The 14,551-nt window shown below is 37.0% G+C and carries 7 protein-coding genes; 1 reads left to right on the forward strand and 6 read right to left on the reverse strand.

What is annotated here, in order from left to right; all coding sequences use genetic code 11:
- Positions 1–170: 170 nt before the first annotated feature.
- The 5 genes from AC1RM2_RS13715 to AC1RM2_RS13735 form a co-directional block, all read right to left on the reverse strand.
- Positions 171–6,668 (reverse strand): amino acid adenylation domain-containing protein, encoded by a 6,498-nt coding sequence (locus AC1RM2_RS13715; RefSeq protein WP_492985626.1) that lies wholly within the window; start codon positions 6,666–6,668, stop codon positions 171–173.
- A gap of 18 nt (positions 6,669–6,686) precedes the next feature.
- Positions 6,687–7,412, reverse strand: coding sequence for a thioesterase II family protein (locus AC1RM2_RS13720; protein ID WP_492985628.1), 726 nt, complete (start codon positions 7,410–7,412; stop codon positions 6,687–6,689).
- Positions 7,413–7,422: 10 nt separating this feature from the next.
- On the reverse strand, positions 7,423–7,950 hold the full coding sequence (gene nusG, locus AC1RM2_RS13725) for a transcription termination/antitermination protein NusG (protein WP_492985629.1): 528 nt from the start codon (positions 7,948–7,950) through the stop codon (positions 7,423–7,425).
- 558 nt (positions 7,951–8,508) lie between these two features.
- The gene (locus AC1RM2_RS13730) at positions 8,509–9,234 is read right to left on the reverse strand and encodes a LytR/AlgR family response regulator transcription factor (protein ID WP_492985631.1); all 726 of its coding nucleotides are present in this window, start codon (positions 9,232–9,234) and stop codon (positions 8,509–8,511) included.
- Complete coding sequence (locus AC1RM2_RS13735; RefSeq protein ID WP_492985633.1) at positions 9,235–10,224, reverse strand: sensor histidine kinase; 990 nt, start codon at positions 10,222–10,224, stop codon at positions 9,235–9,237.
- Between the two features lie 174 nt (positions 10,225–10,398).
- Here AC1RM2_RS13735 and AC1RM2_RS13740 point away from each other — a divergent pair, with 174 nt between their 5' ends.
- Positions 10,399–10,572: a hypothetical protein gene (locus AC1RM2_RS13740; protein ID WP_492985635.1), complete on the forward strand. Its 174-nt coding sequence runs from the start codon at positions 10,399–10,401 to the stop codon at positions 10,570–10,572.
- A 258-nt stretch (positions 10,573–10,830) separates the two neighbouring features.
- Here AC1RM2_RS13740 and AC1RM2_RS13745 read toward each other — a convergent pair whose 3' ends face one another.
- Positions 10,831–13,911 (reverse strand): lantibiotic dehydratase, encoded by a 3,081-nt coding sequence (locus AC1RM2_RS13745; protein ID WP_492985636.1) that lies wholly within the window; start codon positions 13,909–13,911, stop codon positions 10,831–10,833.
- Between the last annotated feature and the right edge of the window lie 640 nt (positions 13,912–14,551).

Here is a 14,551-nt window from a genome sequence, read left to right on the forward strand (position 1 = left end):
TAGCCGGCAGTATGAAGTAATAAAAAAGCCGATAATCAGTTGAGCGATTATATTTCTGACTAATTAAACAGCGTATAGTATTTTTTACTGCGGATACAGCAGTTACACGGGGCTGCGAATGCATAGGCCCGATTAAAAAATAAATGAGTTTAGTTTTTGAAGATCAATAACTAAAACAAAACATCAAAATCTTCCTCGCTCAGGCTTACCATATCAAAATCAGAAGGGGTAAAGTGTATTTGTTTTTCGTTTTTGATGTGAGAAAGGATGAGCCGCAATTCGCTTATAAAATCGCTTTTTAAATTCTCAATCGTTTCTTTAAGGTGGGCCAGTTTGTTATATTGTATTTCCAGTTGGAATTTTCCGTTAATAACAAGACAATTGAACTCCAATATAGCTGTAAGGTGGTTTTCCGGATCACTTTCAAAACTGGTATCGAGATAATTGAAAGAAAATAAGTCATTGTCAAACTCTTCGTTAAATTCACCTAAATAGTTAAACCGTATCTCTGAAATTTTGGGATGCGGATAATTCTGACTATCCTGCTTATAAATTCCGTAACCTACCCCATCATTAGGTGTGCTTCGAAATTTTTCTTTAACTGCTTTTATCCTTACGGCGGTATCAGTACCTGTTAAACTTAAAGCCAGTGGATACATTGTGGTAAACCAGCCAACAGTTCTTGTGCTGTTTATATCTTCCAGGTGCCTGCCCTTATTTTCTTGTTCGATAACCAGGGTGCTTAAGCCCGTCCAATTACTTAATGCAGCTGCCAATGCTGTATTTAATAAAATTGCCACGTCTGTTTTATAAATCTGATTAGCCTCTCTCAGTAAAAATCCGGTTTCTTCCTCTCCGAGTGTTTCTGTAGCTTTTCCTAAGTTTATTACACGCCAATCAGTGGTTAACTGGTCAACCGGTAATTTAAAGCTGATATCATCAATGGACTGCCAATATTTATTGTCTACGTCGTTTACTTCAAAGGTCTTTGCATAGCTATAATGAGCTTCGGCATATTCTATAACACTTGCTGTTTTTAACGGCAACTGAGGTTGGATATTCCTCGCTAAAGCGTTATATATATTATACAAATCCTCTAATAGTATCCTCCAGGAAACTCCGTCTACCAATAAGTGGTGCACAGTTATAAAAAGCATTCCATTAGGATTCCTTCTACTATCGTTTTTGATAAGCACTGCTTTCATTAGCAAATCCTTACCCAAATCAAGCCCCGATTTTATATTGTAAAAAGAAAGATCGGAGGCTACTGAGTTCTGACCATTCAACGAGCTTATACTTTGTTCTATGATTTTAAAATCACATCCTAAGTGATTATTATTTATAAATAGTTGTTCTTTTACGACATCATAATTCATCCGCAAGCCGTCATGATGGCTAATTAATATTTTGAAAGCGTGTTCCAAAGTATCAATATTCACCGCTTTATTAAGGCTTAGGGATATCGATTGCATGTAATACCCCGGTTTTGCAAAATATTGATTAAAAAACCAGTTATCAATGGGCGTTTTAACCTTAGTCCCTTCAACTACACCTTGAGTATAAGTAGATTCGCCTAAAGTTGAAGTGGCGTACGAGCTAATCTGCGCAATGGTATGATACCTTAAAATATCCTTTGCTTTAACTTCAATACAATGTTCAGATAACCTTGAAGCAATCTGTATTGCTTTAATTGAGTCTCCGCCCAATTCAAAAAAATTGTCGTCTACATGAATATCAGTCATTTTCAATACGTCGGCCCATACCATTAAAAGCATCTCTTCAACATAGTTTTTGGGCTGCACCCTCGGCTTGTGTGTCAGGTTGCTATTAATATCAGGGAGCGCGCTATAGTTGATCTTGCCATTACCCGTTAAAGGAATTTGTTCAAGGTGTATATAATATCCGGGTACCATGTAATATGGCAGGTATTTTGCCATAAACATTCTTAAAATATCGGTATCTGTTACAGCGCCAGTATAGTAAATACAGAGCAAATTTTGGCCTGTTTTGTTGGTTTTTACTATCGCCAAAGCTTTGGAAACAGCTGTATGCTTTATTAGCTGATTTTCAATTTCGGCCAGTTCAATACGATGCCCGTTTATTTTTACCTGCTGATCGAAGCGCCCTATGTACTCTAATTCCTCACATAATAAACGCTTGGCAATATCACCTGTTTTATACATTCTTGTTCCTTCAATAAAAGGATTGGGAATGAATTTTTCGTTTGTTATCTCATCTTTGTATAAATAGCCCCTTGCCAAACTATCGCCAGAAATAAACATTTCGCCGGCTACGTTAATTGGTACCGGATTCATATAATTATCAAGTACATAAATTTGGGTATTGGCAGCCGGAATACCTATTGGCACATAAACAGATGCTTCGCCAGGCTTAAATTCATAAATCATACATCCTACTGTAGCTTCGGTAGGGCCGTATTCATTATATATGGTTACGTTGTTATTGAACTTTTTACATATGTTTTCTGACAGTGATGTTTCCAATTGTTCGCCACCTACAATAAATGTTTTTACTTTATAATCTTCATTAGAAGATATTGCTTTACTTTCATTTATAATTTTAAGATGCGATGGTGTGAGTTTTACTACATCTGTCTTGCTATCAGTAATTACCCTTTCAATCAATACTTCTTTATCATTGTCCTGGTAAATCACAATTTTATTGCCGGTAATAAGCGGCGTAAAAATGGAGGTAATTGTTAAGTCGAATGAAATAGAACTGTACAGAGCAAATGCGCCGGCATTATCTTTCAAGTAAGTGTGTGCTGCCCAGCAAGTATAATTTATTAATGACCGATGTTCAATCATTACGCCCTTAGGCATACCGGTAGTACCTGATGTATAAATTACATAGGCCAAATGGCGGGCAGTAGGTTTAATTGCTGTATGCGTATTAACCAAACTATTCAGGGTTTGATAATTATCAATATCAATAATTAACAATGGCTGCTCAGGTGCTGTGCTGCAAGCCGCTGCAAGCAGTTGCTTATTATTGATATCAGTTATCACAATATTTGTTCTGCTATCTGTAAGCAGGTAGCTTATTCTTTCTTCAGGTAAGCTTGTGTCAATAGGCAGATACGCGCCCCCAGCTTTAAGCACACCGAATATCGCTATCAGTAATTCGGGCGAGTGAGGCAACAATATGCCCACTGTGCTATCTGGTTTAACGCCTTGTGCTGACAGCATACGCGCCAGTTCATTTGCCTGATCGTTAAGTTCTTTATACGTTATTTGAATCTCGCCATATTCAAGTGCGATATTTAACGGGCTCCTTACTACCTGCTCTTCAAAAAGCTCATGAATTGTAGCATCGTTGGGATAACTTAGTTTACTGTCATTAAAATCCTCGACATAATTTTTATAATCCTCCGCATCTAAGCATGATAGGTTCTTTAGTTTTTCATTGGGATTGGTAATGATGTTTTGCACTAAATTATGCAGCTGCGAAGCCAACTTCACAATAGTATCTTTATGGAACAACGATGTAGCATATTCAAAATTATATTCAATAAAATTTGAATGTTCAAAAACTTCCATGGAGAAGTCATACTTGGTACTTCCCGGATCAAAAAAATGTTTAGTGTAACTAAACTCACAATCTTTTACCTGCGGAAGGCCCATATTCTGGTAAACAAACATGGTATCAAACAGTGGGTTTCTGCTTACATCGCGTTGCCTTGCCAGGCCCGATATCATTTGATCAAATGGATATTGCTGATTTTGTAATGAACTATCAAAATCATCTTTTGTGGCTGCAAGAAGCGAAATGAAAGTGTTTTCAGCATAAAAATCGGTAATGATTGGCAGGTTGTTTACAAACATACCCTGTAGCTGGAATAAATCCGGGTGTTGCCTGCCTGCAACCGGGATACCGGTAACTATCCGTTTATGACCAGTTGATTTTAGCAAAAACAAATTGTAAATGCTCAGCAGCAACACATGCATTGTAACGTTGTTTTGCGTGGCCAACTGCTGCAAATCACTGGTTAATGTTTCGTTGATGCTGAAATTTAATTTACTACCATTATTATTAAATACAGCCGGACGTTTAAAGTCTGCAGGAAGTTCCAAAACAGGCAGGTCACCTGCGAGTTTATTTGTCCAGTAAGCCTCCTTATCTTTTAAATTTTCGGGGGTTGCATTTTGATTTGCCCAACACGCATAGTCGCTATATTGTATAGTTGGTAGCCCGGAATGTTTTTCTGTATAAAGAACCTGTAACTCATATAGGAAATTATGAACCGAAAGTCCATCAGAAATAATATGATGGAAGTCTACGAATAAGAAAGTTTTTCCTTTGTTTGTTAAAAATACTGTGCTTCTAAACAATGGAGCAAGGGTTAAATTAAAAGGTTGTATTTGTGCCTTTAGTTTTTCATCAAGCTCCTCATCGTTAATGTAATCAGTTTTTAATTGAAATACTGTTTCTTCTAAAACGCTAAAAACGGGCTCTTCTCTCATTAAAAATACAGATCTGAAAACCTCGTGCTTTTGCAGCAACCTGCGCATACAACCCTCCAATCGTACAACATCCAGTTCTCCGGATATTTGTAATGCCGTTGGAATATTATAGGCCACCGATTGCGGGTTAATTTCCCACTGATAATATATCGCCCGCTGACCGGGCGATAGCGCATAATATTTTTGTTCTTCCGTTTTAGGAATTGGTGTATAAGCCCGTTGTTTAAAATCACCGATACTGTTAGATAGTTGTCGTATCGTAGGATTGCGGTATAGCGCTGCGATGGAGTACGCTATCTCAAATTCTTTTTCAATATACATGGCCAGTTCCGCCGCCTTAAGTGAGTTACCACCGGCGCTCACAAAATTGTTTGTTACTCCTACATTGTCTGTTTTAAGCACTTTTTTCCATAAGTTCAGCAAGCGTTGCTCTGTATCATTTTGAGGCAACTCAAAAACATCTTCATTAACAAAGGCAGTTGCTTTAATTTTAGCTAATTGCTGCTCTATGTCGTTAAACTCTCCGGCCCGGTAGCGTTCCAACAGTTTAAAGCGCTGAAGTTTGCCGCTTGTAGTGCGCGGAATATCTTTTACGGGTATGGCTTTATCTATCTGTAGGCCAATATTTAAATTAACTACTTCCTTTAATCGGTTTTCTGTAGCAATAAACTCATTTAAGCTGCTACGGTAAAATACAAAAGCAACAATTTCGTCTTTACCGGCTTCATAATTATAGCTTCCTCCAACGGCAACTTTGTTAAGAGAAATTCCCTCTACTTGTTCCGCTATCCGTTCAATATCATGAGGATAAAAATTTTGCCCGTTTACAAAGATGATATCTTTAATCCTTCCGGTAATGTACAGGTTTCCATCCTTAATAAACCCCAGATCCCCGGTTTTTAGCCATCCATCGTTAACAAACAGCGCTGCTGTTGCAGCTTCGTTATGATAATATCCTTGCGTTACGTTAGCTCCTTTTATTGTTACACAGCCAACTGTGTTTGCAGGCAATTCATTTCCGTCGTTATCTAAAATATTTACGGAGCAATTGTCCACCGGCTTTCCAACATTTACAAAGTCGATACCATCGCTGTCCGAATACTCTTTTATACTTACCTTATCCAGATAGCTAACTTGCTTACGGTCAAGCGTAACCCAATCAACCTTATCTGTAAGGCCAGAAGTGCTAACTGCCAAACTGGCCTCGGCCAAACCATAAACGGGGCACATAGCGACATCACGCAATCCGAAGGGTTTGAGGAAAGTGTTAAATTCATTACAAATCTTTAATGATATCGGTTCGGCGCCATTGTAAATCAGTCTTATATGGCTAAAATTCCAGTTTGCCTGCTGTTTTGCAGCACAATGCTTTATTATATAGTGATAGCCAAAGTTAGGTGAACATAGTACTGTTAGTTTATGCTCGCTCGCTTTATCAAGCCACAAAGCGGGCCTGCGAATAAAAAGCCCCGTAGGTATAAGATATTGTTGAATGTTATGATATAAAGGGCTTAAATGAAAACCAATCAAACCCATGTCATGGGTTAGCGGCATCCAGCTCATCAATGAATCGCTGGTGTTGTACTGGCCGGCGGCACCTATTGCCGCTATATTAGTTACCAGGTTTTTATGTGTGAGGATTACGCCTTTAGGATTACCTGTTGATCCGGATGAAAATTGAATAAAAGCAATATCGTCTGGATTGGCCTGGTAAATTACCGGGTTACCTGTTTGAACAAAAAGCACATCCTCATCGATATGTTTAACCTGCATATCAATATAATTATTTGTTTCGGCATTCAGCCCTGCAAAAGCCCCGATGGCGTTTAGATGGGCTGATGATATTAACAGGTGTGGGTTAGTCAATACTTTCCATATGTTAAACAGTTTTTGCTTATGATCATCTGTTTGCCCTACCGAAACCGGTACCGGAATAATGCCTCCAAGTAAGCATGCCCAAAAAGTAATAACAAATGATTTATTATTTTCTGTTTGAAACACCAGTTCATCTTTAGGTTTAAGCCCTTTAGTTTGCAAAAAGAAAAGTGCGTTTAAAGCTGCATCATAAAGTTGCGCATACGAAAGAAAATGCTCGTGGCTGGCACTGTCAATAAAAGTAATACCAATATGATGCTGGTTTATTTTATCTTTTATTGTTTCGGTAAGATTTGAATATTTTAACATATAAGTAAGTATGATAGGTTACAGGCTGTAGCAGTTTTCTGCAATCAGCATAGCATTTATAATTTGTATGATTTTTTCAGTTTGTTGATGAAGAAAGAAGTGGCCGCCCTCGAAGTAGTATTCCTTGCACAAGCGTTTGGTGTGCAATTTCCAACCAGTGTGTTGCTCTGGAATTAAATCATCGTCTTTACCGTTAAAAATGGAGATATCAACATCTAAAGGCACTATATTTTTACTCACTTCAGCCGTTTCAACCATTTTAAAATCGTTTTTTAAAATGGGCAGAAACAAGTTCATCAGTTCTTTATATTCAAAAAACTCTGGCGGCGTACCGCCCAATTCCAACACTTTCCGCTCAAAATCATTGGGGTTAAGTAAATGATATTTTACTTTATCCGGCCTTTCAACATGTGGTGCTCCCCGACCAGAAAAAAAAATATGCCGGGGCATTTGTAAGTTTAAGCTTGCCAGTTTTTGAACCAGTCTATAGCAAAAAAGGCTACCCATGCTATGTCCAAAAAACGCATAAGGCTGGCCCTTAACAGTATGTTTGGTTACAAAATCAAATACATCTTCTGTTGCTTCGTCAATATCAGCGTATAGCTTTTCATTCATACGCATTCCCCTGCCTGCTATCTCCACCGGCATTAAGTTTATCTGCGGATGTAAGTGCTTTTTCCAATTTTTATAGATAGATGCTGACCCACCCGCATAAGGAAAGCAGAAAAGGTTTATTTGCTGCATTTAGATAAAGTTAAATGGTTAATACTTGCTGCTCTTTAAAGCTTGTTACCTGGCATTGATCAAGATCTACGGTTAGGCTCCGATCAAGCATTTCGATGTTGACAATAATTGAATTCTTTTTATTGGCCGTTATAATTTTTCCGGAAACACCGGCAAGCGGCCCATCTATAATAGTTACCATTTGGCCGGGAATAAATTGAGAACCTGATACTTTTATGTTTTGCACGTTATTTACCAATATTTGTAATTGATCTATCAACGACTGCTTTATTGTTATTACTTCATTACCTGTTTTTACGAAGGTGAATACCCCCTCACAGTTTAAACATTCATAATAGTCATCTACTGTTTGCAGATACACAAAAAGGTAGCTTGGAAATAGCGGCTCCTCAATAAGCTTTTTCCTGTCATGCCATTGTTTTAATACCTGGTTAAGCGGTAAAAAAGATTTGATATTTTTCCAATCTAAAAAAGTAGCCACTTTTCTTTCGTGCTTTGATCTTGTATAAATTAAATACCATTCGTTTTTCTTCATCATAACCTGTTTATTTAAAACATGTAGCATTCCAGGGTTAATCACTGCATTGTTGCCGCTTAATTTCAACTCGGTGCAACCATGATATATTTGGTTAAATTGTCTTTTTCACTTGTTTGTTCAGCTTTGCGCAGAGCTATCGCTACCGCAACTAACATATTCTTACTATTTTAAAATTTAGATGGCGGTTTAACATTGGTTGGTAAACCTTACAAAGGAGGCGTTAACACTCAAATCTTAAATCGCGCTTTTGCTGGCGTTTCCTTTGATATTATAAATGTAGCGTGGTGGGTTGCTAACTGAAAAGATTTTAGGTGAACGAGGCTATTCACAGGGTCAAAATATGATTTTCCCTTTTTTTAGTAAAATTCTCTTCGGTAAAGTGATACTATTTTAAAGGCTGTAGGATTTTCAATACCGAAAACTCTTCCTTTGCTAACAGTTTCAGTGTATTGCACAAAAAAAAACCGCCCAATAATTGGCCGGCCTCTCTCTTAAATAAGAATAGCGTTCCTTTTATAACATACCGTTACTGGCTATAAATAGCCTGGTGAACAATACTTATCTCGAACTTTTCATGGTATGATTCTGAATTAGATTCAAAAAAGCCTCTTTATATGTATTGCCTATCTGTAACACGGTTTTATCAATCAAAATAATCTGGTTGCCATCAATAAAATTTATTTTACTATGATTGATAATAAAAGATTTGTGCACCCTGTGAAACAAATTGGCAGGCAACTGGGTAGCAATTTCAGTTAGTGTTAAGTAAGCGTTATATTTTTGGTTTAGCAAGGCGATGGTTACATAATTGTTGTTTGATTCTACATACAAAATATCCTGGTAATTAATTTTTATCATTTTACCCTTATTTTCACTTTTAATGTAGAAGTATTCATCGCTGCTTGTTGCAGGTTTTGTACTCTTCTCATTAATTTTTGCCAGCTTATTAATACATCTATAAAACCGGGAGTTTGAAATAGGCTTTAATAAATAATCAAACGCGTTTATCTCAAACGCCTCTATGGCAAAATCAGGCGAAGCTGTTGTGAAAATCACCTTAGTATCGGTAGTTATTAACTTGCTTAATTCAATACCATTTAGCCTGGGCATATCTACATCCAGAAATAAAAAGTCAGGTGCAAGGTTATTAACGTTCATTAAGCCCTCGGTAGAATCCTGGTAAGCTCCCAGAAGCGTTAGTTCGGGTACATTTGATATGTAGTCAGATAATAGCTCTATTGCATGAATTTCGTCATCAATAATTATACAATTCTTATTTTCCATTTATAGCTGTATTTTTAAATCTATCCCAAAATTATCGTTGCCATTTATAATGCTCAACTTGAATTTGTTTTTATAATAATTTCTAAGTCTTGATTCGGTATTTTTTATACCTACTTTATCACCACTACGTTCTAAAGGAGTAGTTATAATTTGATTTAAAGTTTTAAAATGTATTTCCTTATCCAAAACGTCAATACTTATTATTGCCGGAAAATCAGCGTTTCTCAAATTTCCGTATTTAAAAATATTTTCTACAAAGGTTAGCAATGATAACGGAGGTATCATATGGCCGTCCAGATCTCCGGTTGTGTTAAGAAAGATACATAATTCATGATCGAATCGAATTTGATTAAGACGAATCAAATTCCTGATCTGCTCAACCTCATCAATCAGGCTTGATGCCTCTTCATGACTGGTAGCTATATAGGTGTATCTTGAAACCTCTGATAATAACATAATTGCTTCCCCGGCCTCCGCAGAGGTTTTCCGCACTTTGTTATATATGAAATTAAGGGTATTAAAAAGCATATGCGGATTTACCTGCATTTTCAGATTCGCATTTTGTGATTGCAACAGTTCTTTTTCCAACTGATTTTTTGAACTTAAAGAGTTCAACTGATCCTGCTGCAAATCAATTATTTGCTTCTTAAAGTTAATGTTGTATACATAAAAGGTATAACTGGTACTTAACGCAAGAAAATATATTGCGCGCCAAACTACCGGCACTATAAACAATTTTAAAGGATGTACCAGCTTAGAAACCGGGATGTGGTGTATTTCGAAGTATTTATCAACCCCATAATTAACAACCAGGTAGCCCAAAATTTCTAACAATAAAATTACAATCAGAAAGAAGTATCTCTTTTTAAAAGTATTGCATTTTAAAACAAGGTATGTGTTTACATAAAACAACCCAATATTTAAAATATAATGTACCAGGTAATCAGCAAATGAACTGGTAAGGGCGTTCAGAATAAAGAACAAACCCATCTCATACAGAATAAAGAAAAACCAAAAAATGGTATGATTGATTATAATTTTCTTATTAATTATATTTCTAACCACGCTAAATTCACTTTTAACCATTAGATAACCTCATTTGACCTAAAAAATTTTAAAACTGTTTTGATTGTCCCGTTCTTTATTAAAAAAAAAACAACCTTTATGAAAACTTTACAAACAACCGCACCTTCCTTCAACATCAAAACATTGTACAACTTTGCTACCAGTACAGGTGGTATGAACAAACCAATGTTAGACCCAACAACTTTAACCCTAACTACCGTTACAGGCGGTTTTTCCAACTATTCTAAGCCATCGAAGTCAGAAATCAACTAATCTGACCCTGGCAATTAATTATATTGCCGTCTTTTTAAAAGGCAGATAAATATATATTTATCTGCCTTTTATTTAAATCTACCCCTTCGCGCACCTGCAAATTCGCCCAATAAATACAAACCCCGGCCTCCGGAATTATTTTAGCCAACAGGTCTAAATTTTTTTTTTAAATTAGCTATTGGTTAAATTAGCATTACCCAATTCTTTGCCATTTAGTGCCAAAGTATCAATTTTATTTATATTAATACTATCATTGCCTTAGTTACTCAGCTCTTCGGAAATGGCTTTATTATGTTCCTTTTGGGATAGCTGGGCTATCTGAGATGCACAAAACTTGCTTGCCAAATAATAAGTTACCATTTCCTGTCGCCGCTGTTTGGCTTTAAAAGTGCGGTTTAAGTGCATATGTATAATATCAGCAAGTAGTTGTGCTTTACGGTCACGGTCAGAAGTATTTACCTTATTTATCAGCGCCTCTAAACTTGCTAACATTTCTCCGGTACCATCGCCTAACTCTGCCAGCAGCTTATGATTTGTGGCCGATAGTGTATACAAAATCTCATCCTTCATTTCTCTGTATTTTGTATCTAAATCTATCCGCAGCAATTTGTCTGTTGAAAATTCAGCATAAAATTGGTTAGCCATGGCTTTAAGAAAGTGACTCTGCTCTTTTTTGTCTGAATATGCAAGGGCGCTCATATAATAAACCGAAATCAAAGCTAACTGATGATCGAAGTAATACTCTGGGAATTGCCTCTTTTTTTCTATAAAAGCCGCAACCAATTTACTGCTTGTAAAAAATACATCTTCGGTTTCATTCATTGTTTGCGGCCCATAACGCTCCAACTCCGGAAAATAAATATCAGCCTGGTAATTGTGGATAATACCACATTTCAAGCTATCATCCATATAACGTCTAAACGCATTTAAAATCTCGCCTATGTATTGGTCTTTTACCTTCATCCGCAACCTGATATGATAACCACCAGCGTCATTATAACGAATGAAAAACCATTTGTACATTTTGGTTTTCATAAAACGGTTTATTAGCGGAAATACCTTGTTGGTGAGTAAATAATCTGAAGATGCCGGTGTACAATAAATTTTGAGATACAGCCACTCCGAGCCCAGCATATATTTCCGCTTAATGTTTTTAGCTTCGGCTTGCTTGCCATCAGATAAGGGATTCAATACTGTATTTTGAGAATAAAAGAAAGCGATCATCTGGCTGTTAACCGGGTCATCGCCTACCTTTACCACGGCATTTTGGGTCAGCGGGAGCAGGTATTCCTGAATTGTTGCAGCGATTAATCCACTTAACGATTTCAGAAACATATTGCATTCATTTTGATCGTTAAGATTAAATATCAATTGTTGATCATGGCGTGTAAGGGCAACTATATCGGGCCAATGTAATTGCTGTTTTATCAACCTTAGCTGTTGCTCGGCTTGGAGCAAATCTTTAACCTGCAACAGAAGCAGGTCCTCTTTACTTAGATGCCAGGTGGCCAAAGAAATAACTATTTCATCTACCTCTACCCGAGGATAAAAAGATTGGCCGGGAAAATATGCGGCCAGGTCAAATGATAAATTTGAGTGCAAGCCCTGGTATTGTAAATCACATAAAAACTGAAATATAGCCAAATCATTGTGGCGGTAATTGTAAGCTGTTGTTAACCTTGGAATTACCCGTTTATGCTTTGAACCTGATTCGAGAATTAAATCATTCCCTCTTAAGCTTATAGCCAAATCAGATAGTGCTAAAACATTATCCTTCTCCAATACAGACCTGCTGTTAATTGGGATTTCAAAGTCATAAATTGGCCGGCGCCTGTTAATATTATCTACATGAGGGTCGGAAAGCTGGCCTAACTCAGCAAAAAGCACATCGGGATTAGCGCTTTGCTCATGCTGAGCTAATGTTTTTCCAAGCTGCCAATTTGTATCGCTAAACAAGTTAAAACGCCCCAAAATAGCTGTTCCTGTAACCCCGCCCGCGTTATCTATAATAATTCGATTATCTACTACTCTAAAAACTACCGGAAAAGATGGAGATTGAAGCGTGCTTACATGCTGATCAATATCCGGGTTCAAACTTTTATAGCTTATGTGAATTGGGGCATAAATATTTCTGCCCGTTTGTTGCGTCCAAGCCTTTAATAACAATTGATGCGCAGATGACCATTGCAAAGAAACGGCCGAATTAGAATTGGTAAAGCCCATATCTTTTAAGAGCGAGCTTTGCTCTGAGTGAGCAGCAGAATCAGCGTACCCTATCCCCAAATCGGGGTCCAGGGCTGATAAAAGGTTAACCTTCTTTTGCTCATAGCGATTTCTGAATCGCTCTATGAAGGTTTCCATCTGCCCGTTATATGACGGTTGCGATAAGTAACTTAATATTTTTACAACTTTTGCCAACTGCTTCTGATATCGGCTATCGACGCCTCCGCTGCACACACTTTGTTCAGCATTAGCGTAGTAATAACTTTTAGGAGTGGGTAAATTTTTATCAATAAACCATGTGTTAAATTCGTATGCAATATCTTCAAGCGCGCGCACTTGAGGTATGTTTACAGCGGCCAGGTTTTGAAATTTAGTGAAAGCATCGGCTATTTGCTTTTCACTGCTGTATAGTTCGGCCAGGTAGGGGAGTTCATTGGGGCCTATAATATATGGATGATAGGCAGCAAATATCAATTGAGCATCAAGTAAAAAATTGATGTAGGTATGTGCTTCATCTGTATTATAACTGGTTTCCTGCAATAAAAAATCAACCAGCTTTTGCTTCGACTCTACCCCCGATTTTAAAAACCCAACTAATTTTTTGCTGAACCCATTGTATTCATAGGAGTCTAAAGAATAAAAAGTTTTCCTGTTAACAGGATCGAAATTTGTTTTAACAAATCTAAAATCCTTGTAAGCTTTATACAATGTCGAGTTTATTATATAACCGTCTTTAGATCGTGGCAACGCACCATGTATATTTATCAGCAATTCTTGGTCGGGCACCAAATGCAGCTTAAAATCGTTGAGTATGCAAACCTTATTAATTTCACTCCATTCGGCTGTGCTTGTAGACGAAAACGCTCCAAAAGGAGTGGTTCTAAACGACATCCTATTATAATACTTTGTTACCGTAAGTTGCTCTTTATCATTTAAAGCTTCCCATTCAAATTTCTTAGTTTTAAGAACCCCGTAAAATGTGGGGTTAGCAATATATAACGCCAATTGAAAATCGGAATCGTTGATAACTTCGGGACAATTTTTTATGTTATACTTAGTATAACTAAAATTGGGTGTACGAACAATTAGAGTAGGTAAGATGTGGTACGTGTTCATTGGTAAATGAAATTCAGGTCACCACAATACTAATAAAATTTAATGACCAAATGCATTAAACAATCACTTAATATTATCACCAAGTCATTATTTATACATTGTGGCTAATTGGCATATCTCCCCACGATATCTTTAGCTGCTATCGACCTGCATTTGCAATTCCCGGTGCAGTGATAATAGCGAAAGTAATTGCCGTGCCTGCCCTTGATGCACTCTTGGTAAGCATTCTATGACAATCAGGGCATTCCAAAAGGCCCCTTAGTGGCAGCATACCTGTCGGCGCGAATTTGGTAGCCGATTTCTTTTTGTTGCCGTTTAAAACGTCCTGAACTTCATAAAACAAACCTTCGGAATAATAGGTTCATGCTGACGTTTGACAAACTGCATTTCTTCATCTTCGTATGGAGGAACGACAATCGGAAAGTCAATCATTTTTCAATCCTTTGCTCTGTCTTCTTATGTGCTTTACAATCAATTAAAAAAGAAATTTTACAAATCCATAATTATTTCCCTGGGCGGCGAAGGCGCTCAATACATTTCTTAATTAAATATTTTGATTTGATAAAGAACATCTATATTTTCGAATTGTCTATAATTTCCATGGACTATCTGTAATAAGTCGAATTTTTGCATTTTCGTT

Source organism: Mucilaginibacter sp. GW822-FHT03E02 (assembly GCF_058801545.1).